Origin of the sequence: Polynucleobacter sp. AP-Ainpum-60-G11, assembly GCF_018688375.1 — a bacterium.
Classification (GTDB): Bacteria; Pseudomonadota; Gammaproteobacteria; order Burkholderiales; family Burkholderiaceae; genus Polynucleobacter.
Map to the genome: position 1 here is coordinate 801,922 of NZ_CP061318.1, position 24,771 is coordinate 826,692.

The 24,771-nt window shown below is 43.3% G+C and carries 29 protein-coding genes and 3 tRNA genes; 20 read left to right on the plus strand and 12 right to left on the minus strand.

Features of this window, described 5'->3' with window-relative positions; all coding sequences use genetic code 11:
- Positions 1 to 76: 76 nt before the first annotated feature.
- The 6 genes from pstC to phoR all read left to right on the plus strand — a co-directional run bounded on the left by pstC (position 77) and on the right by phoR (position 5,584).
- Positions 77 to 1,066: a phosphate ABC transporter permease subunit PstC gene (gene pstC, locus FD971_RS04125; protein ID WP_215334820.1), complete on the plus strand. Its 990-nt coding sequence runs from the start codon at positions 77 to 79 to the stop codon at positions 1,064 to 1,066.
- Entirely contained in the window at positions 1,063 to 1,929 is an 867-nt protein-coding gene (pstA, locus tag FD971_RS04130) for a phosphate ABC transporter permease PstA (protein ID WP_215334821.1), read from the plus strand. The genes pstC and pstA overlap by 4 nt, the downstream gene beginning before the upstream one ends.
- 8 nt (positions 1,930 to 1,937) lie before the next feature.
- Positions 1,938 to 2,777 (plus strand): phosphate ABC transporter ATP-binding protein PstB, encoded by an 840-nt coding sequence (gene pstB / locus FD971_RS04135; protein ID WP_251368706.1) that lies wholly within the window; start codon positions 1,938 to 1,940, stop codon positions 2,775 to 2,777.
- A gap of 12 nt (positions 2,778 to 2,789) precedes the next feature.
- Positions 2,790 to 3,497 carry a phosphate signaling complex protein PhoU gene (gene phoU / locus FD971_RS04140; RefSeq protein WP_215334822.1) on the plus strand — a complete coding sequence of 236 codons (708 nt, stop codon included), beginning with the start codon at positions 2,790 to 2,792 and terminating at the stop codon, positions 3,495 to 3,497.
- A gap of 2 nt (positions 3,498 to 3,499) precedes the next feature.
- Positions 3,500 to 4,219 (plus strand): phosphate regulon transcriptional regulator PhoB, encoded by a 720-nt coding sequence (gene phoB / locus FD971_RS04145; RefSeq protein ID WP_371743059.1) that lies wholly within the window; start codon positions 3,500 to 3,502, stop codon positions 4,217 to 4,219.
- Between the two features lie 66 nt (positions 4,220 to 4,285).
- Entirely contained in the window at positions 4,286 to 5,584 is a 1,299-nt protein-coding gene (gene phoR, locus FD971_RS04150; RefSeq protein WP_215334823.1) for a phosphate regulon sensor histidine kinase PhoR, read from the plus strand.
- A 15-nt stretch (positions 5,585 to 5,599) separates the two neighbouring features.
- Here the strand turns inward: phoR and FD971_RS04155 are convergent, their stop codons facing one another.
- Entirely contained in the window at positions 5,600 to 5,800 is a 201-nt protein-coding gene (locus FD971_RS04155) for a hypothetical protein (RefSeq protein ID WP_215334824.1), read from the minus strand.
- A 106-nt stretch (positions 5,801 to 5,906) separates the two neighbouring features.
- On the opposite strand from FD971_RS04155, the gene FD971_RS09950 reads away from it, so the two are divergent.
- Both FD971_RS09950 and FD971_RS04160 read left to right on the plus strand, forming a co-directional pair.
- Positions 5,907 to 6,119 carry a GDCCVxC domain-containing (seleno)protein gene (locus tag FD971_RS09950; protein ID WP_305848903.1) on the plus strand — a complete coding sequence of 71 codons (213 nt, stop codon included), beginning with the start codon at positions 5,907 to 5,909 and terminating at the stop codon, positions 6,117 to 6,119.
- A 180-nt stretch (positions 6,120 to 6,299) separates the two neighbouring features.
- Entirely contained in the window at positions 6,300 to 7,784 is a 1,485-nt protein-coding gene (locus tag FD971_RS04160; protein WP_215335182.1) for a Ppx/GppA phosphatase family protein, read from the plus strand.
- Positions 7,785 to 7,821: 37 nt separating this feature from the next.
- On the opposite strand, the gene FD971_RS04165 is transcribed toward FD971_RS04160, so the two are convergent.
- From FD971_RS04165 to FD971_RS04180, 4 genes are read right to left on the minus strand one after another with little or no spacing between them, the layout of a single operon-like run.
- Positions 7,822 to 8,760, minus strand: coding sequence for a GNAT family N-acetyltransferase (locus tag FD971_RS04165; RefSeq protein ID WP_371743060.1), 939 nt, complete (start codon positions 8,758 to 8,760; stop codon positions 7,822 to 7,824).
- A 42-nt stretch (positions 8,761 to 8,802) separates the two neighbouring features.
- Positions 8,803 to 9,207, minus strand: coding sequence for a diacylglycerol kinase (locus FD971_RS04170; protein WP_215334825.1), 405 nt, complete (start codon positions 9,205 to 9,207; stop codon positions 8,803 to 8,805).
- Positions 9,208 to 9,215: 8 nt separating this feature from the next.
- A complete protein-coding gene (locus tag FD971_RS04175; protein WP_215334826.1) occupies positions 9,216 to 10,244 on the minus strand; it encodes a glycosyltransferase family 1 protein in 1,029 nt (342 codons plus the stop codon).
- Positions 10,241 to 11,050 (minus strand): UDP-2,3-diacylglucosamine diphosphatase, encoded by an 810-nt coding sequence (locus FD971_RS04180; RefSeq protein WP_371743062.1) that lies wholly within the window; start codon positions 11,048 to 11,050, stop codon positions 10,241 to 10,243. Before FD971_RS04180 ends, FD971_RS04175 begins: the two co-directional genes overlap by 4 nt.
- Positions 11,051 to 11,135: 85 nt before the next feature.
- On the opposite strand from FD971_RS04180, the gene FD971_RS04185 reads away from it, so the two are divergent.
- From FD971_RS04185 to FD971_RS04205, 5 genes are all read left to right on the plus strand, one after another.
- Positions 11,136 to 11,912, plus strand: a complete 777-nt coding sequence (locus tag FD971_RS04185) for a 1-acyl-sn-glycerol-3-phosphate acyltransferase (protein WP_215334827.1) — start codon at positions 11,136 to 11,138, stop codon at positions 11,910 to 11,912.
- A 63-nt stretch (positions 11,913 to 11,975) separates the two neighbouring features.
- Positions 11,976 to 12,881, plus strand: coding sequence for a polyphosphate kinase 2 (gene ppk2 / locus FD971_RS04190; RefSeq protein ID WP_215334828.1), 906 nt, complete (start codon positions 11,976 to 11,978; stop codon positions 12,879 to 12,881).
- A gap of 48 nt (positions 12,882 to 12,929) precedes the next feature.
- The gene (locus FD971_RS04195) at positions 12,930 to 13,757 is read left to right on the plus strand and encodes a hypothetical protein (protein WP_215334829.1); all 828 of its coding nucleotides are present in this window, start codon (positions 12,930 to 12,932) and stop codon (positions 13,755 to 13,757) included.
- Positions 13,754 to 14,326, plus strand: coding sequence for a chromate transporter (locus FD971_RS04200; protein ID WP_215334830.1), 573 nt, complete (start codon positions 13,754 to 13,756; stop codon positions 14,324 to 14,326). Before FD971_RS04195 ends, FD971_RS04200 begins: the two co-directional genes overlap by 4 nt.
- Positions 14,323 to 14,850 (plus strand): chromate transporter, encoded by a 528-nt coding sequence (locus FD971_RS04205; RefSeq protein WP_215334831.1) that lies wholly within the window; start codon positions 14,323 to 14,325, stop codon positions 14,848 to 14,850. Before FD971_RS04200 ends, FD971_RS04205 begins: the two co-directional genes overlap by 4 nt.
- 8 nt (positions 14,851 to 14,858) lie before the next feature.
- Here the strand turns inward: FD971_RS04205 and FD971_RS04210 are convergent, their stop codons facing one another.
- On the minus strand, positions 14,859 to 16,940 hold the full coding sequence (locus FD971_RS04210) for a TonB-dependent receptor (RefSeq protein WP_215334832.1): 2,082 nt from the start codon (positions 16,938 to 16,940) through the stop codon (positions 14,859 to 14,861).
- A gap of 88 nt (positions 16,941 to 17,028) precedes the next feature.
- Positions 17,029 to 17,394, minus strand: coding sequence for a hypothetical protein (locus FD971_RS04215; protein WP_215334833.1), 366 nt, complete (start codon positions 17,392 to 17,394; stop codon positions 17,029 to 17,031).
- A 60-nt stretch (positions 17,395 to 17,454) separates the two neighbouring features.
- On the opposite strand from FD971_RS04215, the gene FD971_RS04220 reads away from it, so the two are divergent.
- From FD971_RS04220 to FD971_RS04230, 3 genes are all read left to right on the plus strand, one after another.
- Positions 17,455 to 17,531, plus strand: a tRNA-Pro gene (locus FD971_RS04220).
- 39 nt (positions 17,532 to 17,570) lie between these two features.
- A tRNA-Arg gene (locus tag FD971_RS04225) sits at positions 17,571 to 17,647 on the plus strand.
- A 244-nt stretch (positions 17,648 to 17,891) separates the two neighbouring features.
- Positions 17,892 to 18,347, plus strand: a complete 456-nt coding sequence (locus tag FD971_RS04230; RefSeq protein WP_215334834.1) for a hypothetical protein — start codon at positions 17,892 to 17,894, stop codon at positions 18,345 to 18,347.
- Between the two features lie 17 nt (positions 18,348 to 18,364).
- On the opposite strand, the gene FD971_RS04235 is transcribed toward FD971_RS04230, so the two are convergent.
- Positions 18,365 to 18,907, minus strand: a complete 543-nt coding sequence (locus FD971_RS04235; RefSeq protein WP_215334835.1) for a hypothetical protein — start codon at positions 18,905 to 18,907, stop codon at positions 18,365 to 18,367.
- A 201-nt stretch (positions 18,908 to 19,108) separates the two neighbouring features.
- On the opposite strand from FD971_RS04235, the gene FD971_RS04240 reads away from it, so the two are divergent.
- On the plus strand, positions 19,109 to 20,710 hold the full coding sequence (locus FD971_RS04240; RefSeq protein WP_215334836.1) for a zinc-ribbon domain-containing protein: 1,602 nt from the start codon (positions 19,109 to 19,111) through the stop codon (positions 20,708 to 20,710).
- A gap of 26 nt (positions 20,711 to 20,736) precedes the next feature.
- Here FD971_RS04240 and FD971_RS04245 read toward each other — a convergent pair whose 3' ends face one another.
- Positions 20,737 to 20,967, minus strand: coding sequence for a helix-turn-helix transcriptional regulator (locus FD971_RS04245; RefSeq protein ID WP_215334837.1), 231 nt, complete (start codon positions 20,965 to 20,967; stop codon positions 20,737 to 20,739).
- 81 nt (positions 20,968 to 21,048) lie between these two features.
- Between FD971_RS04245 and FD971_RS04250 the strand changes: the two genes are divergently transcribed.
- Together FD971_RS04250 and FD971_RS04255 are read left to right on the plus strand one after the other, a co-directional pair.
- Positions 21,049 to 21,345, plus strand: coding sequence for a hypothetical protein (locus tag FD971_RS04250; RefSeq protein ID WP_215334838.1), 297 nt, complete (start codon positions 21,049 to 21,051; stop codon positions 21,343 to 21,345).
- Positions 21,346 to 21,419: 74 nt separating this feature from the next.
- Positions 21,420 to 21,779, plus strand: coding sequence for a hypothetical protein (locus FD971_RS04255; protein ID WP_215334839.1), 360 nt, complete (start codon positions 21,420 to 21,422; stop codon positions 21,777 to 21,779).
- A 151-nt stretch (positions 21,780 to 21,930) separates the two neighbouring features.
- On the opposite strand, the gene FD971_RS04260 is transcribed toward FD971_RS04255, so the two are convergent.
- From FD971_RS04260 to FD971_RS04270, 3 genes are all read right to left on the minus strand, one after another.
- Complete coding sequence (locus FD971_RS04260) at positions 21,931 to 22,638, minus strand: plasmid recombination protein (protein ID WP_215334840.1); 708 nt, start codon at positions 22,636 to 22,638, stop codon at positions 21,931 to 21,933.
- Between the two features lie 383 nt (positions 22,639 to 23,021).
- Positions 23,022 to 23,450, minus strand: coding sequence for a hypothetical protein (locus tag FD971_RS04265; RefSeq protein WP_215334841.1), 429 nt, complete (start codon positions 23,448 to 23,450; stop codon positions 23,022 to 23,024).
- A 40-nt stretch (positions 23,451 to 23,490) separates the two neighbouring features.
- Positions 23,491 to 24,516, minus strand: coding sequence for a site-specific integrase (locus FD971_RS04270; protein ID WP_215334842.1), 1,026 nt, complete (start codon positions 24,514 to 24,516; stop codon positions 23,491 to 23,493).
- A gap of 84 nt (positions 24,517 to 24,600) precedes the next feature.
- Between FD971_RS04270 and FD971_RS04275 the strand changes: the two genes are divergently transcribed.
- A tRNA-Arg gene (locus FD971_RS04275) sits at positions 24,601 to 24,676 on the plus strand.
- Positions 24,677 to 24,771 lie beyond the last annotated feature (95 nt).

A 24,771-nucleotide genomic window follows, 5' to 3' on the forward strand; every position in this document is an offset into this window, starting at 1 on the left:
GTTGATTAACTTCACCTGACAATAAAACAGCTCCACTTTGGGTGGGGCTGTTTCAATATTTAAATAAGCGCAATATATGATAGAAACAACCCAGTCCCACTCGGCACCGACGCCACAGGCTCTTCGTATTGCTAAAGTGCAACGTGTTCAGGACTTTCTATTTCATGGAATCACACAGTTCTTTGCATTATCTGTTTTGATTGCACTGCTCGGCATCATGATTTCATTGGTGAGTAATGCTTGGCCTGCATTAAGTACATTTGGCCCAGGATTTTTCTTTACCCAAGAATGGGATATTGTGAATGGTGAGTTTGGCGGCTTGATTGCAATCTATGGCACCTTAGTAACTTCATTGATAGCTTTGCTAATCGCGGTACCTCTCAGCTTTGGTATTGCAGTGTTTTTAACTGAACTATGCCCAAGCCCATTACGTAGGCCATTGGGTACTGCTGTTGAGTTGCTTGCAGCAGTTCCATCCATCATCTACGGCATGTTTGGGCTCTTTATATTTGCTCCATTATTTGCCGATTACATTCAGCCTGCATTGGCTGGAACACTTGGACATATTCCAGGCTTAGGCATTTTATTTTCCGGTGCTTTTAACGGTATCGGCATCTTGTGTGCAGGTCTTATTTTGGCAATGATGATTCTTCCGTTCATTGCTTCTGTAATGCGAGATGTATTTGAAATTGTCCCACCGGTTCTCAAGGAGTCAGCTTACGGAATAGGCTGCACTACTTGGGAAGTGGTCAAGAATGTTGTTCTCCCCTATACCAAGGCTGGAGTAATTGGTGGTGTGATGCTTGGATTAGGTAGGGCGCTTGGTGAAACTATGGCGGTTACCTTTGTGATTGGTAATGCCCATCGCCTCTCCCCATCTTTATTTGCTCCTGGCACATCAATTGCCTCGACTCTTGCTAATGAGTTTGGCGAGGCCGAAGCTGGAAATCACTTATCTTCCCTTTTTGCCCTTGGTCTAGCGCTCTTTATTATTACCTTTGTAGTGCTGGCATGTGCGAAATGGATGTTGAGCAATATGGAGAAGAAGCAAGGATTAAAAACATGAATAACATCTCCAATATTGATCAGGCTATTTTTGCGAAACGTAAGCGAGCCAATAAGATTGGCTTAGCGCTGTCCACTGGTGCCATGGCCTTAGGCATGATCTTCTTGTTGTGGATATTGAGCGTATTGGTATTTAAGGGTTTCTCTGCTCTTAATGTCAGTTTATTTACACAAAGCACTCCAGCGCCAGGCTCGGATGGCGGTGGCTTGGCCAATGCTATTGTCGGCAGCTTAATGCTGGTGGGTTGCTGCACTTTGATCAGTACACCCATTGGGGTATTGGCAGGCTTATATCTCTCTGAGTATGGTGATCGTAGCCGCATTGCTGCTATTACCCGCTTTGTTACTGACATCATGCTATCGGCACCATCGATTGTGATTGGTTTATTTGTCTACGCATTTGTAGTTGCGCAGGTTCGTCATTTCTCAGGTTGGGCGGGAACAATTGCTTTGGCTTTAATTGCTATTCCAGTGGTAGTTCGCACCACAGAGAACATGTTGCGTTTGGTGCCAGGTAGTTTGCGTGAAGCTGCTTACGCCTTGGGTACTCCAAAGTGGAAGGTGGCGTTTATGATCACTTTAAGAGCCGCACAAAGTGGCGTAATGACTGGTATTTTGTTGGCGCTAGCGCGTGTTAGCGGGGAGACGGCACCTTTATTGTTTACAGCACTGAATAACCAATTCTTCTCAACCAATATGAATGCACCAATGGCTAACTTGCCGGTAGTGATTTTTCAGTTCGCAATGAGTCCTTACGATAACTGGGTTGAGCTTGCATGGGGCGGTGCTTTATTAATTACATTTGCAGTACTTGGTTTAAATATCCTGGCCCGAGTAGTGTTTCGTAAAAAGGTTCAGGGTTGATGAGTAATATGAAAACAATGTTTGACTTAAATCAGATTGATAGTCAAGGGGGTAGAGTGGATTTAAACAGTAATCAACAGGCATCAAAAGAGGTTGTTAATGCTCTTGAAGTGCGTAATCTCAACTTCTTCTACGGGGCTTTTCAAGGCCTGAAGAATATCAATTTAAATATTGAGGAGGGTAAAGTAACTGCTTTTATTGGCCCATCGGGTTGCGGTAAATCAACCTTGCTCCGTACATTAAATCGCATGTATGACCTCTATCCTGGTCAGCGTGCCGAAGGTGAGATTAATTTCTATGGCCAAAATATTCTTGAGTCTGGCCAAGATTTGAATTTATTGCGCTCACGTATTGGTATGGTTTTCCAAAAACCGACGCCTTTCCCGATGTCCATCTATGAGAACATTGCCTTTGGCGTTCGTCTCTATGAAAAGCTCTCACGATCCGAAATGGATGAGCGTGTCGAGTGGGCCTTAAATAAAGCTGCGCTTTGGAATGAGGCTAAGGATAAGTTAAATCAGAGTGGCTTATCGCTTTCTGGTGGTCAGCAACAACGTTTATGTATTGCTCGTGGAGTTGCCGTCAAGCCATCCGTTATTTTGCTTGATGAGCCAACCTCTGCTTTGGATCCAATTTCTACAGGCAAGATCGAAGAGCTAATCAATGAGCTCAAGCACGAGTATACGATTGCTATCGTTACTCATAATATGCAGCAGGCTGCGCGCGTATCCGATTACACCGCTTACATGTATCTTGGAAGCTTAATTGAGTATGGCAAGACGGATGAAATATTCATTAAGCCTAAGCGCAAGGAAACAGAAGACTACATTACCGGCCGCTTCGGTTAATTGGAGAAATAAATGCCAGATAAACACCTATCATCACAATTTGATGCAGATTTAAATTCCCTTTCTAGTCGTTTGCTTGAAATGGGTGGTCTAGTTGAGTCTCAAATCTCTACTGCTATGCGAGCATTTACGCAGATGGATATTGAGACCTGTAATGTTGTTATTCAAAATGAAAAACTTGTCAATGACCTAGAAATCCAAATTGACTTGGCTTGTACGGAATTGATTGCACGTCGTCAGCCTACTGCGCGAGATCTTCGCCTGGTGATGGCCGTATCCAAGGCAATCACTAATTTAGAGCGTGCGGGCGATGAGGCTGAGCGCGTTGCCAAAAGAACAAAGCGTTTAATCGAATCTGGTGCAACTCACAATATCAACGTTGCTGAAATTCGCTTATCTGGTCAGATGGCAATTTCATTGTTGCGCCGCAGTTTGGATGCATTTGCACGTCTTGATACTGTGGCAGCAGCGGAAGTGGTTCAAGAGGATCGTCAGATTGATGAGGAATTTAGGGCATTTGTGCGTAAGTTGATCTCGTACATGATGGAAGATCCGCATACTATTACTACTGGCCTTGATATGCTAACAATTGCTAAGGCGATTGAGCGCATTGGTGACCATGCTAAAAATATTGCAGAGTTTGTAATCTATATTGCCAAGGGTTCTGATGTGCGTCACCTCCCTCACGAAGATTTAATCCGTGAGGCGAACAGGGATTAACCATGAGTTTGACTCATCGTATCTTGATTGTTGAAGATGAACCTTCTATTGCAGAGCTTATTTCAATTAACTTAACTCACGCAGGTTATCAGGTTGAAAAGGCAATGCAAACAGATTTAGCTTTAAATATGATGAAGGATGAGTTGCCTAGCCTGCTGATTTTGGATTGGATGCTCCCTGGAAAATCAGGCGTTCAATTTGCTCGAGAATTGCGGGCCAATGAGCGAACTAGAGGCCTTCCTATCTTGATGCTCACCGCAAAAAGCGAGGAGTCAGACAAAGTATTGGGCTTAGATTCCGGCGCGGATGATTATGTTACCAAGCCTTTCTCGCCTAAGGAATTGTTAGCCAGGGTAAAAGCCCTTTTGCGTAGGCAGATTCCAGTTGAAGATACTGGACCCTTATCCGTTGGGCCAATACGGCTTGATCCGGCATCTCATCGCGTTCTTGCGGTATGGCCAAATGTTGAGCCAAAGCCAATTCTGCTGGGTCCAACAGAATATCGTCTGCTGCAATTCTTTATGTCCCATCCCGAGCGTGTTCACTCCCGCGCTAGTTTGCTTGACCAAGTATGGGGTAGTGACGTCTATATTGAAGAAAGGACGGTTGATGTTCATATCAAGCGCTTACGTGCAGCCTTGGCACCCATGGACTGTGATCGCTTTATAGAAACCGTTAGAGGCAGTGGCTATAGGATTACCAAGCTACCTACGGAAGTTTAATTGCCTATTTACTAGGCAGTTTTAAGGATTTTCTAGCAAGGTTTAAGGATGCTCTAAGATTGCACCATGCTATCTGTTTTAACTAGATTTACTCTCCTCATTTGCCTCGCATTCGTGGCAGCCTATATTGCACTTGCCAATTGGGGTCCTGATATTGCCATTCCTGCGGGCTTGGTTGTTTTAGCTATTCCTTTGGTGTACTCCTACATCAATTTAGCGCGCCTACGTAAGTATGTAATCCAGGATTCCGTTGAGAATATGCCGCTACCTAGTGGATTTTGGGAAGAGGTATTTTTTCGCTTGCAGCGTTTAGTTCGCAACCTTAAGCAAGAGATTAGAACAGTCGAAAAACAGCACGATCGCTTTATTGAGGCATTTCAAGCATCGCCAAACGGTATCTTGATGCTGGATGATCAAGATCAAATTGAATGGTGCAATTCGATTGCAGAACGTTTTTTTGGCCTCAATTTCAAACGCGACGTATTACAAAGAATTAATTTTTTGATTCGGCGTCCAGAATTTATTCAGTATCTTGCCAAGCGCCAGTTTGAAGATCCATTGTTATTGGAGCGTATGGGTGCGGATGCCAATCTAAGCTTGATGCTTCAGGCGTTTCCATTTGGGCAAAATAGACACCTTTTGCTGGTCCAGGATGTGACTGACTTGCAAAAAGCGGATGCTATGCGTCGTGACTTCGTCGCAAACGTCTCCCATGAAATGAGGACGCCTATTACGGTGCTGATGGGATTCTTAGAGACTATTCATACCTTGGATCTGGATAAAGCTCAACAAGACCAGTATTTTGAGATGATGATGTCTCAGGCTCAGAGAATGAAAAGCCTAGTTGAGGACTTATTAACGCTCGCAAACCTTGAGGCCAATACTTTGCCAGCGCCTATGCAGTCAGTCCAAATTCCAACTTTGATGGCCTTGCTCAAGAATGATGCTGAGGCACTTTCCCAAGGTCGACATGCATTAAATTTTGAAACTTCTTCACCTTGTGACTTGATGGGTGAGGAGCGTGAGATTCTCTCTGCTTTTAGTAATTTGGTTTCAAATGCAATTCGTTACACCCCAGATGTTGGTGCTGTTACAGCAAGATGGTCCGTTAATGCTCAAGGGCAAGGTGAGTTCTCAGTTACGGATACCGGGCCAGGCATCGCCTCTGAGCACCTATCGCGCTTAACAGAGAGATTCTATCGTGTGGATCGAAGTCGTTCTCGAGATACTGGTGGAACTGGTTTAGGCTTGGCTATCGTTAAGCATATTGCTAATCGTCATCAAGCACAGCTGATTATTGACAGTATGCCGGGCAAGGGCAGCACATTCACATTACGTTTTCCTAAAGATCGTGTAGCCTGTTGATCGGCTTATGGCACATCAATCCTTTTTCTTTTTCTTTTTCTTTTTCGACTCTTTAGGTAATTTTTCTAGTTTGCCATTTGCATAAAGACACCATACCTTGATCTCTTCAAGCAGCTCAACAAGATCCTCATATGGCAGTTTTTTAAAATCCGCCAAGCCTATTGCCCCAGACTCTTGAAGCTGTAGGATGGCGTCTTCATAGTGGTATTTGCTCATTTTTAAGACCCCAGTGATAGATTGAGTTCATCCTAACAAGTTAATGTGACATTCCCATGTCATCTGCGGACATCAAGTTGTCATATTGCTGCTAGATGATGTGGATGTGAACTCAAAAAACAACGAATTTCACTCAACAATTACTTGTCCCTTCTGCCTCCAATCAGAAACCTTGGGTATTCCTGTCGGTGGCTCTCAACACCTCTATCGCTGCAGAGCTTGTAATGCCATATTGAGGCCAAAGTCTGGTGATTGCTGCATATTCTGTAGCTTTGGAAATATTGATTGCTCCAGCTCGGAGCAAAATTTAGCGGCTTAGATATTTACTAGTAGACTAAGGCCTCGTTTCATGAATATGTCACGTAATTTTCATAAAATAGACATATTCAATTAACTTTGCTTAGCCGCTGGAAATATTTTGACCATCTTTAAAGACATCTCCGGAAAAAATTCATCTGACTTGGTTGCTGCTGTTGACCTTGGGTCAAATAGCTTCCGAATGTTAGTTGCTCAGGTGGTGCATACGCCTTCTGGTACGCAATTACGTCCTATTGACACCCTCCGCGAATCGGTTCGCTTGGCGGCAGGCTTAACTGATAACAAATTACTGGGTAATGATGCCTATCAGAGAGGCTTAACGGCTATCCGTCGTTTTGGTGAGCGAATTCGTGGATTTGATCCATCAAAGGTTCGTGCTGTTGCCACCAATACGCTACGGGTTGCTAAAAATGCCCCTAGCTTTGTCAGGGATGCAGAGGAAGCTCTAGGCTTTCCAATTGAAATTATTGCTGGCGTTGAAGAAGCGCGCTTGATCTATATTGGCGCTGCTCATGAAGTTTCGGCAGTCCACGGAAATCGCTTGGTTGTGGATATTGGTGGCGGATCTACAGAGCTGATTATTGGCAAAGGCTATGAGCCAAAGCTGATGGAGAGTCTTTATATCGGCTGCGTTTCTCATAGCCTACGTTTTTTCCCTAAGGGCAATATCGATGCGCATGCTTTTAAAGAGGCCGAGCTAGCCGCTCGTCGTGAGATCCAGGTGATTGCAGGCGCCTATTTAAAAAGCGGCTGGAAGCAGGTAATTGGCTCTTCTGGAACTGCTCGCGCCTTAGCAGACCTGATCTCAGAGAATAATTTCAATGGCCAGCTTGATGAGGGTCTAACTATGGGCCGTGTCAACGGCTCGAGTGGACTCATCACGCGCGATGGTCTCAGAGCCATGAAAAAGCATCTTCTCAAATATGAGCATATTAATGATGTTGAGCTACTGGGCCTGAAAGATGACCGCAGGTCTGTTTGGCCTGGGGGATTGGCAATTATGATTGCCGTTTTCGATGAGCTTGGTATTGATAGCATGGAAGTGACTGATGCCGCCTTACGTATCGGTGTTTTATACGATCTCTTAGGGCGCTCTCAGCATGACGATATGCGTTTTGTCACGGTCGAGCAATTTATGCAACGTTATTCAGTTGATCGAGAGCAGGCAAAGCGAGTAGGTCAACATGCTGCCGATTTTTTAGCGCAATTACCTAAGCCAGATGCCGAGAGTAGATCAGATAATATTGCCTTACTCCAATGGGCAGCAAACTTACATGAGATTGGGCTATCCATTTCTCATAATGGCTATCACAAACATTCTGCCTATATAGCCGGGAATGCCGATATGCCAGGTTTCTCAAAAAACGATCAAGCGAGGTTGGCTGCGCTACTAATTGGACATACTGGCAAGTTAGGCAAGCTGGCAAATAATCCTAGCTTCAAAGATTGGCGCATGCTGTTTTGCTTGCGTTTGGCCCAGGCCCTATGTCGCGGCAGAAGTGACGTTAACTTTCCTAAAGTGAAAGTATCAGAGCAAGATGGATCTTATTTGGTCAGTCTTTCAAAGGAATGGGCAAAGGAGCATCCCTTAACAGAATTTAGCCTACAAAAAGAAGCGGCCGAATGGGAGCGTATCGGCCGTCCTTATAAAGTCAATTTGAAATAATTTCATTAGGAGGTGTATTTCAAGCCTCCTAAACTACCTAGAGTCCCAAGAAGTGCTTAGCGTAGCGTGGGTTAATCTCTGAGAGGCGTAGCATGGTTAGAACATCTGCTGTATTGAAGTCTGGATCCCAGGCAGGCGCACTGCAAATCTTTGCACCAAGCTTTAGGTAGCCTTTAATCAATGGCGGCGGCTCAACTTCTAGGCCACCATTTAAGCGCTCTAGAGGGAGCGGCAGTCGTGGGAAAGCATGATTCTCTACCGGTGCCATTTGTTCATTGGTCAGGGAGTTATAGAGACTCGCAGCAAAGTGGCCGCCATCACCCATAGGGATGCTTGCGCAGCCGAGCATGATCTCATAGTCATGCTTTTGCATATATTGAGCTAAGCCACTCCAGAGCGCCATGATCACTGCACCGGATCGGTAATCAGCATGGACGCATGATCTGCCCAGTTCAACCATCTTTGGGCGCAAATGATTTAAACGGGACAAGTCAAACTCAGAGTCAGAGTACAGGCGACCAATTTCAAGCGCTTTATGAGGCGGAAGGACGCGATATGTGCCAACTACTTTTAATGATTCTTGATCGCGGATTAAGAGGTGGTCACAGTAGGCATCAAATTCATCAATATCCAGATTCTCCGCATTCTCTGGAAGTTTTGCTCCCATCTCTTCAGCGAATACCTTATAGCGCAGGCGTTGCGCTTCTTTGATTTCACTGGCGTTGCTAGCCCAGGTAATTTGAAAAGCAGGGCGCTTAGGTTTTGTCGTTGCCCTATCAATGGCTACAGGCTCAAGTGCACTCAATTCAGTGCGTGTACGTAAAGCAAATTTTTTCCCGAACAGTTTCTTGGCAATCTTTTTAGAGAATAACTTCTTGATTGCTTCGGCTTTATTCTTTTTTAACTTCTTTGGATGACCTTCAAAACGTGAGTTGAAGATATCAAATGCACCTAATGGGTTTGGAATATCAGACATAGTTTTCCTTAATGAATATATCTAAATCGTAAGCCTGCTGTATTACGAATTGATGACAAGTGGAGCGCAGATCGTTACCCAAAATGCTGTTGCTATAAGCAGGGATAGCATGACAGCTGCTGAGCCAAAATCTTTTGCTCTTTTAGATAGATCGTGATGATCAAATGAAATGCGATCGATCGCTGCTTCAACGCTTGAATTTAAAAGTTCAACTACTAGAACCATCACCAGAGAAGAAATAAGGACACATTTTTCTAATGGATTGATAGGCAGGAGTAGGGCGACAGGGGATAGCACTATTAGTAAAGTGAGCTCTTGTCTAAACGCGCTCTCTTCTTTAAAGGCATAAACAAATCCACACCAGGAATTTTTCGCTGCATACCAGGCCCGTGTGAGCCCGCGATTTCCTTTGTGTGGATTCTGATTAATGTTGTAAGGCGTAGTCAAAATAGTCCTTAAGCTAAAGCAGTCACATGCACTTCGGGCGTTGGAACTGGCTTGAGGTGATTAACAAACTGCTCGGATGCCGCACGCCATGAGAATTTCTCAGCATGTGCTCTTGCCACTTCACGAGGAATTTTGAGTGCCTGTAGGCAAGCTTCCCGTAAGTCTTCATTCATTGCGCCGGCTGTTGATTTGCCCAAGACATCAATAGGCCCAGTGACTGGATAGGCAGCAACTGGTGTTCCACAGGCCATTGCTTCGAGTAGTACCAAGCCAAAGGTATCGGTTTTACTTGGAAAGACGAACACATCTGCCGCTGCATAGACTTTAGCGAGCTCGTGCTGTTGTAGTACGCCAAGATAATTAATGTCAGGATACTTTTCTTTAATTCCTGCCATGGCTGGACCATCGCCAACAACCCATTTGGATCCTGGCAAATCAATCTCTAGGAAGGCATTAATGTTCTTCTCAACCGCAACCCGACCCACGTACAGAAAGATAGGGTGAGCCGTATTCAGTGCCTTAGAGTCTTGCATTTTGAAGATATCTAAATCTACGCCTCGAGACCACAATACGACATTGGATAGACCATACTTTTCCAGGTCATCCTTAACCACAATCGTTGGAGCCATTACTGCCATGGAGGGGCCGTGAAACCATCGAATGAAGGCATAAGTGATGGCGAGTGGGATGCCTGTGCGGGCCTTAACGTATTCAGGAAAACGGGTGTGATATGCAGTTGAAAAGGGGAGTTTGTTTTTGACTGCATATGAACGGGCTGATAAACCTAGGGGTCCCTCTGTAGCAATATGCATTGCATCTGGAGCAAATGCTTTAATGCGACGCGCTACTTCTTTACCCGGGAAAAGGGATAGGGCAATATCTGGGTAGGTTGGACAAGGAATAGATTTAAAGCCATTCGGTGTGATCATCTCCACTTCATGACCCATGCCGATTAATTCTTCACGAGTCTGCTTCAGCGTTCTTACAACACCATTTACTTGTGGATCCCATGCATCGGTGATGATCATAATTTTCATAAGGCGGCCTCTTTGATAAGTGATTCAACAGCAGGTTGAAGGGTAATTTCGGGTGTTGTAGCTGGATCACCCTTGATATGGGTCCAGTAAATAATCTTGAGTTCGCCGGTAGTAGTCTCTACTAGGGCAGAGAGGCTTTCTACCCAGTCACCATCATTACAGTAGAGTAGGCCGTCAATCTCTCTGATCTCCGCTTTGTGGATATGGCCGCAAACTACTCCATCACAGTCGCGCAAGCGGGCTTCTCTAGCCATGATGTGTTCAAAGTCGGCAATATAGCTCACTGCATTTTTAACTTGATGCTTCAAGTACTGAGAAAGCGACCAATATTGCAAGCCCATTTTGACCCGCAACATATTGAAGTAGCGGTTGATATACAAAATAAATGAGTAGAGAGAGTCTCCAACATAGGCCAACCATTTGGCGTATTGCATGACCCCATCAAATAGATCGCCATGGGTAACCCAAAGCTTGCGACCATCTAGTGTTGTGTGAATAACTTCTTCTTGAACCTGAATATCCCCGAAGGACATACCAAAATATTGCCTAGCTGCTTCGTCGTGATTGCCGGGAATGTAAATAACTTCAGCACCCTTACGCGCCTTACGTAATAACTTTTGTACTACATCGTTATGGGCTTGGGGCCAGTAGAAGGATTGTTTAAGTCGCCAACCATCGATAATGTCGCCAACTAGGTAGAATTTGTCAGCCTCGTTATGTTTGAGGAAGTCTAGAAGATAGTTTGCCTGACACCCTGATGTTCCTAGGTGTATGTCAGAAATCCAGATAGCTCTGTAATGCATCATGAGTAGACATTTAGCCTGTGCTTTATGAACCGCTCATGACAGTTTTGAGTCAGTTTGATGACATGATTTATATTGATGTCAGTTTATGAATAAATCTTTGCAAAACCACCGCGCCAATCGCATTTCTCGTACGCCAAGAATCTGGCGTTGGATGCAAATATGGATGCATGTCATTTGTGGCGTCTGCACACTTTCTTTTATTTTTCCTTTTTTGACCAGGGGCAATAAAGATAGAAAGATTCAAGACTGGTCAAAGCGTTTATTAAAGATATTTAATATTCAGCTCTCAGTGAGTGGTGCTAAGCTGTTGACTGACACCCCACACCTGATTGCATCCAATCACATTTCCTGGATGGACATTCATGTGATTAACGCCTTCAGGCCGATCCGATTTGTGGCTAAATCCGAAGTTGCAAGTTGGCCAATATTTGGGTGGATGGCTAAGCAGCTCGGCACGGTATTTATCCGCCGGGACAGTTCTCGCCACGCAAGGCAGGTCGTGGGCCAAATGGCTCAGGTTTTGCAGGCCGAGTCTATTTGCATCTTTCCTGAGGGCACCTCGACCAATGGGGAGTCTGTTTTACCTTTCAGGCCTAATTTATTTGAAGGGGCAATAGTTGCCCAGGCCCCTGTCTTTCCAATGGCGATTCGCTATATTGATAGATCGACAGGAATGCGTAGCGAGGCCCCAGCGTTTATAGGAGATATGGGTTTATTAGAATCCATGGCCAATATTCTCGATGCGCGTGATTTAGAGGCAACTTTGACAATTTTGCCTTCCTACCAGCATGATTTAGGGGCTCCCATCGACAGGAAAGTGCTTGCCACTCACGCTCAGGACTTAATAGCAAAGACCATTTAATACATTTGTAATAAAAGTGTCATATCCTTGGGATACAAAGCTAGTAATGGTTCAATGGACAAAATGACATCAAAACACAAAGAGATGGCCGAGTGGTATCGCCGTGCACAAGTAGAAATCTTAGATAGCATGGATGAAGAGCTCGAAATGGAGCTCGATGATGACCGCCTTTCTCCGGACAGTGGTAGTTCCTCAGTAATTCCGCGTCAGGTTTACTTTAAGGAATTATTTCGCTTGCAAGGCGAATTGGTAAAGCTCCAAGATTGGGTTGTAGAGAACAAGCTCAAGGTTGCTGTCATATTTGAGGGTCGTGACTCAGCCGGTAAGGGTGGAGCCATTAAGCGCATTACCCAACGACTCAATCCCCGTGTTTGTAAAGTGGTTGCGCTTACCGCCCCTAGTGAGCGTGAAAAGACCCAATGGTATTTTCAGCGTTACGTATCCAACTTGCCCGCAGGCGGCGAGATCGTTTTGTTTGACCGTAGTTGGTACAACCGTGCTGGCGTTGAAAAGGTAATGGGTTTCTGTACTGATGATGAGTATGAGGAATTTTTACGTACAGTTCCTGAATTTGAGCGCATGATTATCCGCTCCGGAATTATTCTCATTAAATACTGGTTCTCCATCTCCGATGATGAGCAGTACAACCGCTTCATGATGCGTATTCATGATCCTCTAAAACAGTGGAAGTTAAGTCCTATGGACCTCGATGCACGACGTCACTGGGAAGCCTATACAAAGGCAAAAGAGACGATGTTAGAGAGAACCAATATTCCTGAAGCCCGTTGGTGGGTTGTTGCTGCTAATGATAAGAAAAAAGCACGTTTGAACTGTATTACACACCTACTGGATCAAATTCCTTATAAAGAAATTGAGCATCCAGAGATTACTTTGCCTGCACGCGTCCACAATCCAGACTATTTGCGCGGTCCGGTTCCCAAGGATATGTACGTTCCAGAGATCTACTGATCTGCGCTAGAAAGTGTTAACCTCTCATCAATATGAGGGGTTAACCGTATGAAATCTAAGCCATTAATTACCAATCGAGAATTCAAACTTCTCATTAAGCCTCAAGGCCTTGATCGCCGAAGTAGGATCACTGCCTTAAGCGAACAAATCCTAAAGTTTTGTAAGAAAAGTAAAGTCGAGTTTTTCCATCTCGATAATGCCACTACCGGATTACGGAACATCTATTTTTACGATACACCTGGCGAAGACTTTCGACGCAACAACGTCATTCTACGAGTTCGTGAATCGCGACAAAACGTCTGGGTTGATGATTGGTGCGAAGTTACTCTTAAGTGCCGCACAGGGAGTCTTGCCCAATCTCATCAATTTGATCCATCGCCGAAAAAAAGTATTAAATCTAGATTGCGCCTGAAAGAAGAAATCTTAAGAGGTGATGCAGTTGGGTCTGTAAGATCGATCTATTCAAATAACGCCATTCTGGACGCCGTTCCGATTGATAGCTTATTTGATAAGTCTTTAGCTAGCGTTGGAAAATATTTCCCCGGGATAATGGCGCTACCAATTGATAAGAAAGCACCCATTCGGATTGTTGGGGGCCGTACCAATAAGATTCTGGAGGCATGCCTTCCAATCGGTAATTTAGTGTTTGGCGATGGTGTTCAGGCACATTGTGAGATTGCCATCTGGATGAAAAGCGTAGGTGATCCAATTATTGGCGAGCTTGCTTTTTCATATCGAGTGAATGACGCTAATAGAGGTCAAGCCAAGGCCCATAAGCGTGCAGATAAGTTCTTCAAAAAGCTCCAGCTGGAGTTAGCAAGTTGGCTAGAAATTGGCAGTACAAAAACAGCGCTGATTTATGGAAAGCCTGAGTGAGTCAACAGCTTCAATCTGATTCTGAGATGGCGAAGTCTCCGTACTTACGTGATGTCTTCATTCAGTTTTTAATTATTGGTGCTGTTAGTTTTGGGGGCGGCATTATTGCTTACGAACGCATCTTGTTGGTAGAGAAGCGTAAGTGGCTTAGTGCCGATGAGTTCATGGCTTATCTTGCGATTAGTCAAACCATGCCTGGGCTCAATTCAGTCAATATGGCCGTGCTTTCTGGGGATCACCTTAGAGGTGCTCTCGGCGCCATTATTGCTACCCTTGGATTGATATTCCCTGGTGGACTCTTTGTGCTTTGTATTGGCATGATTTATGCCAGTGCTGCCGATCATCCCTCAGTCAATCTGATCCTAGGTGGTATTGCTGCTGCGGCTACAGGTTTATTGGCAGCAATCACTTACAAAATTGGCGATAGTCATTGGCGCCACTTCAAATCCTTGGGCATTATTGTTTGCACATTTGCTCTGATGAGTATTCTCAAGCTATCACTGCCATACGTGATCCTGATTATGGCGCCGATTTCTATTTACCTATATCGACCAGGTAAGCAAGTATGAGTCTATTGATTCACTTAGCCCTGACCTTTGCCTTGCTTTCCGTCTTAGCGGTTGGCGGTGGAACGGCAGTCCTGCCTGAGATGCAGATCATATTGGCACATCAGTTTGGCATTGATCACACTCAATTTGTACACATCTATAGTATTGGCCAGCTAGCTCCGGGTCCCAATATGCTGATGGTCCTGGCAATTGGATATCAAATTGCTGGGCTGATTGGCGCTGGCATTGTCTTGCTGTCTTTCTTCTTACCTTCGAGTGTTCTCTGTTTTTATGTTGGTCGCATATGGAACCGCTTTGGGGAAAGTCCATGGCGACGATCTATTCAAAATGCACTAGAGCCAATTTCGATTGGACTGATGTCCTCCGGAGTCTTTGCTGTTGCAAAAGCATCTGTAGTGAGTGGTATTACTTTGATGCTTGCCCTCGTGACTTTGTACCTCATCCTCAGAACCAAGATTAATCCAGTCTTAGTCATTCTTGGCTCCGGAGGATTGGGTGCTTTATTGATGGCTTACCTAAAATAGTCTAAAGCTTAGAAAGTTCCTCGCAAGCCAACCATGAGACTTCTGCCGGGTTGTGGTGCAAACAGTCTCACAGCCATTGGAGTAGTTGCATATCGAATTTGCTCATTGAGTAAGTTCTTTAAGTTCATATACACAGTCCAATTCACATCCTTAATTTTTTCTGTGTATGAGATGCCCGCATTCAATAAGTTGTAACTCGGTGCAGGTCCAATTTCCCAGCTTGCCAATTTATTCTGTTGATAGCTGTAGATATACGTTGCATTAGTAAGCCAACCATTGCGTTGATGAGCAATTTCAGCGCCTAAGCGAGGAGCAGGTTGTAGGGGTAGATTGCCTCCAGCATCAAATGTACCTTGTGAAGCGTCACCAAATACGCGTCCACCAACACCATGTTGTTGCCAGTTATAAGTGAGCTCACCCTCGACGCCTTTGATGGTGGCCGCTGCTTGTTGCGCAACAACTACTGAGAAATTTTCTACAGCGGGCACATATTGACCGGTGTAGTAACCGTAGATGTAATTATTAAAACGGTTGGCATAGACGCTGGCTTTAGCTCGCATCAAGCCGCTAGTTTTTTGGATATTGAACTCAAGGTTATGCGAGGTTTCTTTATTGAGATTGGGGTTACCAATATCAAATGTTGCCGTAGATTCATGTGCGCCATAAGAGTAAAGCTCTTGAGCGCTAGGAGCTCGCTGAGAAACCGTATAAGCTACTCCAGCACCATGACCTTGCATAAAGTTCCACAAGCCACCGGCTGAGTATGACATTAAATTAAAGCTGCGATTTTGTAACAAAATGCTCGGTGTAGGATTGGCATTATTCATTGTTTGGGTTTCTAGTGCCGTACCGAGGTTAGGATTTTGTGCCACATTGTTGTAACGCAGTCCTAAATTTCCTTGTAGTGAATTCCATTTCCCTTCCTCAATCCAAAACAAGGCGTTGGAATTCGTTTTGGTCGGCGGCACAATTGCATAGCTACCTGACCCAACCTCTGTTGCATTCAAAGAGGCTGCAGATACCTGTGCTCCGAATGTGCCTTTCCATCCGGCAATAGGATTGTGGGCTAATTCAAAGCGGGCTTCATTGGCTATATTTTTCCAAAGGGACTGGGCTACACCAGAATTATTGAACTCAGTGTGGTTGTAATTGGAGTTAGCCGCGCTAAATTTGAATGAAGAGAAGCCTGAAAATGGATCGCGTGTCTGATGCTGTAAATCGTAGCGATTCTGTGACTGATTGATCGAGCCGCCTTCAGGTGTTGGGATGCCGTAATTATTATTCAGGCGCTCAACCGAAACACCGGTATAGCCGTTCTGACCAATATAAGAAACACCAACACCTAAATTATTTTGATTGCTAAAGGAGTTAGGTAGTTTTCCAGAGTATGGAACGCTTTGCGGCTGACCAGGATTTATAGACCACTCTTGATTTGGACCGCCTTGGTTAGCAAACCCTGGAATACGATAGTCATTAGCGTTATTGATGGCGGTATCAACATGCACTGCTACTGAACCAAAAGCGCCATCCACTTCAACTGCTCCAGCTCTACCATTATTTACAGTTTCATAGCTGGTATTGACTGCGCCTGTAGGCCTATCTGGCAGGTTAGTCAGGATACGATCATTAACAACGTTAACAAGTCCGCCACTAGAGCCTGAGCCGTAGAGTAGGGCGGCAGCGCCACGCAGAATCTCGACTTGATGGGTATTTTGCATATTGTTGCCAACAGCATGATCTTGAGAAATGTTCGAAACATCCCCAACTGATAAACCATTTTGCAAGATCTGCACCCGAGCACCCTCAAGACCACGAATCACTGGCCGCGATGATCCTGCGCCATATCCAGTTGCCGATACACCTAATTCATTAGCGAGGGTGGCGCCTAAGGTACTTCCTAATTTATTAAGTAACTCATCGCCTTGCAAAATTTTGGTCGGCGTCAAAATACTTTGGGTTGCTTCTTGAGATCCAGTAGCTGTGATTTCGAGAGAGGGCTGAGATTGCGCAAGAGCGGTAGTGCTAATGAATCCCAAGACTAAAACATAGATCAGCTTGCGCTTACCCAATGGTTTATTGATTTGATGCATGGTGTTTCCTTCTTTCCTAATGCGTGCCACTACTTGAGTGGAGCAATAAATCTCAATCCAAACAATTCAGCTTGGTGTGTCGGACGATTTATAGGATGAGGCTAGGTGGTGCTCTAGATTGATACAGCCCTACATGGATGCGGGCTGGTAAAGAATCATTGGATGCCAATTGCACTTCATGGAAGAAGTTGTTAGCAAGGAAAAGATTGGGTGTCGCTGCAACGAAGCCAGCTAGTGTGAGTGCATCCAGTAGATGGCAACTAGCAGAACTATGGTCGAGGGTGGGCGCTTGATCTGCACAACTCAGCTCAACATGATGAGACTGTAATCCGGAGTGATTAATGCTGTGGGTAAAGCCGATCCAGTGGGTGCCTATTAAGCTGGCAAGCAAAAAGCTCAGGGCGATCCATCCCCGGAATTGCTTGTTCAGTCTGCTTAAAAATAAGGCTTCCATGCACCGAATCTTACAGTATTTGCCCTCCTGGGCCTTCTCGGTGTAGAATATCGATTCCGTCGGAGTGTAGCGCAGCCTGGTAGCGCACCTGCTTTGGGAGCAGGGGGTCCAAGGTTCGAATCCTTGTACTCCGACCACTTTCTCTAAGTTTTACGAATTTTCAGTCCCAGTACACACTGCCTATAGCTCAGCTGGATAGAGCAACGCCCTTCTAAGGCGTAGGTCGCACGTTCGAATCGTGCTGGGCAGGCCAAATCCTCCTGTTGTATGCCATCTAATCAACTGTTCTAGAGCATGTAGGTCTTTACGACTGAACTCACCTAGTTGTCCAATATAGCCAAAACTTGTCCAAAACGCTAGAAACTTGTCCACTCTCTTGTCCAGATGGGGGGAGGGGGAAAATCTAGAAATTAAAAAATATATATAAGGGTGCTTGAGTCGATTACTAAACTTTTCAAATTTGAGAGTTATAGTTATAAGAGGTATAGGAGCTATGAATGGATAAAGACCAAAATATCAATCTAAAAATAGAAAATAAAGAAGTTGCTCAGTTTGGCACCATGGCCAAAATCCAAATGTTCTTTGAAACTATTATGAGCTTTCTTCGCCTAGTTTTTGCAATTATTGTTGTTGGTGTAATTGTTGTAGCTATTGGACTTATCGGGTGGGCAGTTTATACCGATAATCAAGCTAATCAAGTCAAGGCATCAAAGACTGCTCCCGCAAAGATTCAGCCAAGCAAGTCAACATCTTTACCAGCTTCCCAAAAGCCAGCGATTGATTTAACTGGCTGGCGACAGCTTCGTAAAGATTTGTCGCAGCCTGAAGTGCGAGCATTGTTAGGTGAGCCAGTAAGTATTCAAGGGGGTCCATTTACAGTTTGGAGTTTCTCTAAGAATGGTTCGGTGACCTTTTACAAGGAGATTGTCTACTCATGGACTGAGCCACAGTAACCCACTATATAGTGATGTTACTGATTTTCTAGCTGGGCTATGACATTCTCCACAACTGCAATTGCTTTCTCTGGTGGACAACTAAATACCTCTCCAAATGGAGCCTTTCTATCTAGGTAATTCTCCAATTTTAAATGTACATACTCCTCGGCTAAGTAAGCTGAATCAGTTTTGAATGAGGCCCGTAATTCCCAAACGCCTAATCTAGATGGATTTTCTTTATAGTTCTTGAGAATTTTTGTTAAATTTTTAATTCGTTTCGTTGCAAAATTCAAATCGCTATAACTTAGTGATTGAATCTGTTCTTGTAAATCTGCTAGTTGTTCCTCGGCTAACTGGGTGCCGTACTCGAGGGGTAGCTCCCCGCTTCCAGTGCATTGGACATGGTCTGGCATGCGACCATCAACCAGCATTCTCCAGTTAAGGCAAATTTGACAACGACCCTTAATCACACGCCACATCCTGCTGATATCTAAAAGGCGGTCATTGGGATGATTAACGGTCGCACCAATTTTGATGCGTCCTGCAACCTTATTTTCAAGTATATAAACATAAGCCATGAGAAATGATTTTATATGTTCTTATGCAGCTTTAAGATATTACCCAGTTTATGTTTTGAGGTGAAAGTTCGCATATAAATATGCATAGATATCGGGTTCAATTATTTTAATTTTGATTTGACTAAATTTATAGCCCAATTTATCAAACTAGAATTAATATAAATAACAAATTCCTATTTTTATAAAGCAATAACCACTGCTATGAAGAAAAAAACAATTCACGAAATGCAGGAGGTAGCAAACTCTAGGGGTGGATTTTGTCTATCAGATAAATATATAGATGCTAGGACTCCATTAACTTGGAAATGTTCGGCAGGCCATGAGTGGAGTGCATCCCCAGTTAACGTTACGAGTCGTAATTCTTGGTGTCCATATTGCGTTGGACAAAAGGGTGTTACGGCAAGTATTGACTATATGAGAAAAGTTGCCTCTGATAGAGGTGGCAAATGTCTGTCTGATTCATATAAAAATTCAAAAACTAAATTGTTGTGGGAGTGTATGAAGGGGCATCAATGGGAGGCAATTCCATTAAATGTCGTTCATAAAATGTCATGGTGTCCTGAGTGTCATCATCCCAAAATTAAGGAGTCTGAATTAAAGGTTAAAAGAAAAAAGGCCCCAAATGGATTTTGGGACGATTTAGCTAATTGCAAATCTGAAGCGTTGAAATATAAAAGTAGGGTTGAATGGATGAGGGGCAACCCTATGAGTCACAAGAGTGCATCTAAAAATGGATGGCTTGATGAGTGTGCAAGTCACATGATTCAAACAAAAATGCCAGATGGATACTGGACATTAGATAGATGCAAAGAGTACGCACTTAAATATCGCACCAAAGTGGAGTGGAGGGCGACACATAAAACATCATTCTCTAAGGCAAATAAGGAGGGCTGGCTTGAAGAGTGTTGTAAACACATGGAAACAAAAGGTTTATGGTTTGGCCCGGCCTCAATACTAGAAATATTGATTGCATACGATATCCCTTACTCAATGGAGCATCGCTTTAAGGAGTTTCCTGAGGTTGCAAGACGCCCGTTTGACTTTTATTTGCCTGAATTTAATTTAATCATTGAGTTTCATGGTGAGCAGCATTTGGTTGGGTGGGGTAGGCGGGCTGGTGACGCAAAGAGTATTCAGGAGAGAGATGCAATTAAGAAAAATTGGGCTCTCGCAAAAGGGATTGAATTTCTTGAAATTTGGCAAAGGGATGTGGCATCAAAGAAAGATATTCAAGATAAAGTTATCAATACATTGAAGCGAGTGGCCATCGAGAATAGGTTGAGCTTCGAGTTTCGCAAGCGTAGCCTCACATCTGATGAAATTAAGCTAACTAAAAACAGACTGAAATGGACTTTAGACTCTTGTATTGCTGATGCTAAGAAATACAAAACAATAAAAGATTGGTCTACAAATAGTCCTGGCGGATATCAGGCTGCATTTAAAAAAGGATGGCTTGAGTCTTGCTCCTCCCATATGGTGAGAATGTTAGCTCCTAAGAATCACTGGACTCTTGAGCGATGTATTGAGGATGCAAAAAAATATAAAACTAAAACAGAGTGGTCACGGGCTAAGCCTAGTGGTTATTCTGTCGCGGTAAGTAAAGGATGGGTAGTGCAATGTACTGAACATATGATTGATGGAAGAAGTAATCAATCTAAGCGACTTTGGACATATGAAAAATGTATTGAATTGGCTAAAACTTGCAAATCAAGGGCTGAGTTTAAGAAATTATCTGCCTCTGCATATACAAGAGCGAGAGTTGAAGGCTGGCTTGATGACTGTTTCGGTCATATGAATCGCTGAAGTCGATTTCTTTTTGATGATGAGGTTTAGAATTTATCTATCAGTCTCTTCAGCCACTTACTTGGCTCAATCTCAAGGGCTTCACAGTAGGATACAAACTCAATGATGTCTAAATTACGTTCCCCAGACTCAACTTTGGAGATATAGCTCTGTGGCTTCCTAAGCCTCTTGGCAAGGTCGATTTGAAGTAACTTAGCCTGAACCCTGGCACTTTTAAGCTCATCTCTAAGTAGTTCATAGCGTTGTCGTTCAAGCATGACCCCATGCTATGAGTTAACCCCAAATATCCCATATTAGGATATAGAATATCGACATAAGACAAGTAGGGGGGGGTGGTGATGACATTTCATCGATTATTAGGATTGGGATTTCTTGGGTTTGCAGTTTTTGCTGAGGCACAGAGTGGTTGCGGTACGCCTTATACGTCTCCATGTCAGGTGCAAATTCAAAGACAGAACTCTCCTCAGGATATCTACAACATGGTCAATTCATTTGACCCTGGTAAGGCTTTTAACGATGGATTCAACTCCTCTCAAAGATATGACCTTCAAGAACAAGAGCTACAACTTCGAAAGCAAGAAATTGAGCTAAGGAGATTGGAGATTGAAAAGAGAAAAAGGCAGTTGCAACAATGAGACTAATGTGCCTAATAATTACTTTATTGGTTAGCAATGTAGTACTTGCAGAAGATATCTCATTGAATTGCCAAATGAGTGGAACTAGTTCTGATAATGGAAAGCCAAAGCAGATAGTTTCAACTCCTTTTTTGGTGTCACTAACTTCGGGTACAAGTTATCTGACTATCAATGTGGATGACGTCAATGGAAAGGCCTTCATAAGTCTGATAAGTCAAAATTCAGCAGACTCAATTGCCTCAAATCAATCAAATGACAGTCAATACAATTTATCTGTGAGATATGAGAGTTATGGGGTAAAAGGATTTGAGAGGGTTCAAATTAATAGAAAAACAGGGGCGGCAGCCTTCGATAAGGAGCTTGTCTCTAGAGGTAATAAGGTTAATTTTCATCTCTCTGGAATGTGCAAAAAAATAGAGTCAAATAAGTTCTAACAAGAATTTATACAAATAACTTTTGATTGGCCCTATAGAGAATACTAACTGTAGATGTAAAAGGTCTATCTTGTGTAGACATATTTCATAATCATTCCTCTGTTCATATCCAGTCTCTCTCCTCACCTACATCATTAATTCATTATTTACCTTAGAGTTCTTCTCGGCCGCTCTCAAGAGGATGAATGCCTAATGCATCCATAAAGAGGAGGGGGTTAATTTTGAAAGCCCTCTCTAACTCCATCCTTCTTTCTGTTATTAACTCAGGAAATCGAGTAAGTACATCTGCTATGTAGGACGCCCCTTCAGCTCTTTGCTTATAGGACAGATTTCTATCGGCTCGTGGGTTGTAAAGGCCGTACTTACATCCGACATCCTTAAAAAAAGCATTGATTGTTTGATGTAGTTGACCTCTTGGGCCGTATACAGTCTTTGCAGATAATCTCCCATCTTGGTAGGGCACCATCAAAATATGAAGATGAGGGAACTTCTCATCATTGTGTATAACCGCACTAATAATAGGCACCCTAAGGTAACGTCCTATCCACTCGACCGAGTCACGGAATAACTCATCAAAATCACCCTCAAAATCAATACTTGGGGAGAAAACGGCCTCCATTAATCTAACTGCATCTGGTCGAATCTTTCTTTTGTAAGAACTTAGAATTTTTGCAAACTGCAGATTCAATGATGGAATATTATTTCCACCAATCAGAATCTTATTCAAGTTAGTTCTTGTAGCATCAATTCCGCTGTATCCACCCAATTCAGCACTTATCTTTCTTAAGTTATGTTTTAAACAAGTTTCAAGTGGATTTACCCCTTTGATTTTCTTTAGATTAAGTATTAGGCTAGGCATTCAAACTTCTCCCAGCAAGAATTCTTGAGCCTGTTTTTGATGCCTTCTGAACTGCCCTATATAGCTGGGAGTTTAGGTTTGGCCATCTATATATTTCATCCGTAACTCTAGCCATCAAATCATAGAGCTCAATACGCCCAGACCCCTCAAAAGTATCCTTAGAATCTCTTTTTTGGTATTCAAGCAAGTAAAAGCAGGACTTTTCATCCCTTAGTATTTTTTGATTTTGAATTGGTCTCCACAGTGGGCAAACGGGAGCAGAGCATGATTCAAACTTATCACAGTCATATATTTCCATTTATTTCTCACAAGTTGTCTACAAGAAGACTTCATTGTGAAAACTATGAGGAAATTAATAAACTATCCTGCTAGCACGGAGATATTTATTCTTTCTCCCATTGAAGGCAAAGTTTATTTATATACTTTTCGTGAAAAGGGTCGCCATACTTATCATTAACTTGTTTTTTGTTAAATAAATCCAAAATATGATGAACGAATGAAGTCTTATATCTTCCAACAACCTTTCCGCTCGACTTCCATTTCAACCATTCATCATGGACGAATGCTCTCTTCTGTTCGTTAATTGCCGATTTACCTCTCCCGCCTGCTGAAGGGACAAGGCTTTTAAGAATACTATCTCTTAAAATTTGCTCTTCTAGAGTTGGAATTGCATTCTTGAAACGAGATAATTCGACATTTAAGTATGCAACCCAACTTATTAGCTCAGCTTTGGTATGTTTCTTTGCTTGAATTTCTCTAATCCATGACTTTAGAAGGGCTAGACGAGCAGTATCATTTAATTTCCCCGCCATAAACTCTCCCCTTAGAAGTATTACGACCATTTATCAAGGTTTAAAACACTTTATCCAGCTTATTGTAAATAGCTTGATGTGATGGGTGAGTGTAGCGTCCCAACATAGCCAATGTCTTATGCCCGCTGATACTTGAGAGCTCTATTACATTGAGACCTAAATCTGACATACGGCTAATAGCTTCATGCCTTAGGTCGTGGAATCTAAGTCCTATAAATGGGTTGATTCCAAGCTCAATCCAATGCTCTTTTGAATATGCTCTAGCTCGCTCATATTGGTTCCTGAGGACATTTAAAGTCATCGGAAATACTTTGTCTTCATCCCCTTTATTAAGCCCCTGTAAGACCGCTATAGCCATCTTAGTAAGGGGCACTTGTCTTGGCTCTCCATTTTTAGAAGTATGCAAATATGCTCTTCGATTTGGTAGGTCAATATCAGTCCATTTGAGACCCATAAGTTCACCTCGTCTCATGCCTGTTTGAATAGCAAATTGAATAATGGATGAGAGTAGGGGCATCGATAACTCAAGACAAGATGCTAGTAAATGTTCTTCCATCGTTGAACTGACTCGCTTGGTTCTACCAAGAGGCTTAGGCATACGTTTAATACCTCTGATAGGGTTCGCTATAACTATGTCCCAGTCACCCTCAAGCATCTGAAATAACTTTGAGATGGTATTGAAGTAATGGTTTATTGTTTCCCCAGAACGACCCATTTTTAGTAAGTCATCTCTTAGGGTGAGAACTGCTAACTTATCTACCTTTTCAATAGGTAAGTCTCCCCAACGCTTAATGAGGATTTGTAATCGGTAAGTTTCAGAGCGAACAATCTTCTTGTGGATGGAGTGAGTTTTCATGTAATGAATCGCAGCATCCCTAAAGCTCGTCATAAGCGAATTAGATGGAATAGCCGGCTCTTGGTATAAACCTAGCTCTAGTTGAGCCTGGGTAACCTTTAGCCACTGAATTGCATCGGATTCTTTGGTAAACGACTTACAGATTGGATTCTGATTCTTGCGATAAATACGAACTCGATATGACCCGTTACGCCTTGTAATGGATGCCATTTTGTTAACCTCTTGTCCAAATAGTTGTCCAAGAGTTCTGCCGCGTAGCCTCAGTACCCGTTAAATCTTTGATTTATAAGGGTATTGCTATAGCTCAGCTGGATAGAGCAACGCCCTTCTAAGGCGTAGGTCGCACGTTCGAATCGTGCTGGGCAGGCCACCCCCACTTTTTCCTCTTCGTTTACCCTATTGGGGGATATCCATGCCTTCATTTTGATGGCTATGAATATACTGGTGCTGATATTTTGATGTTTA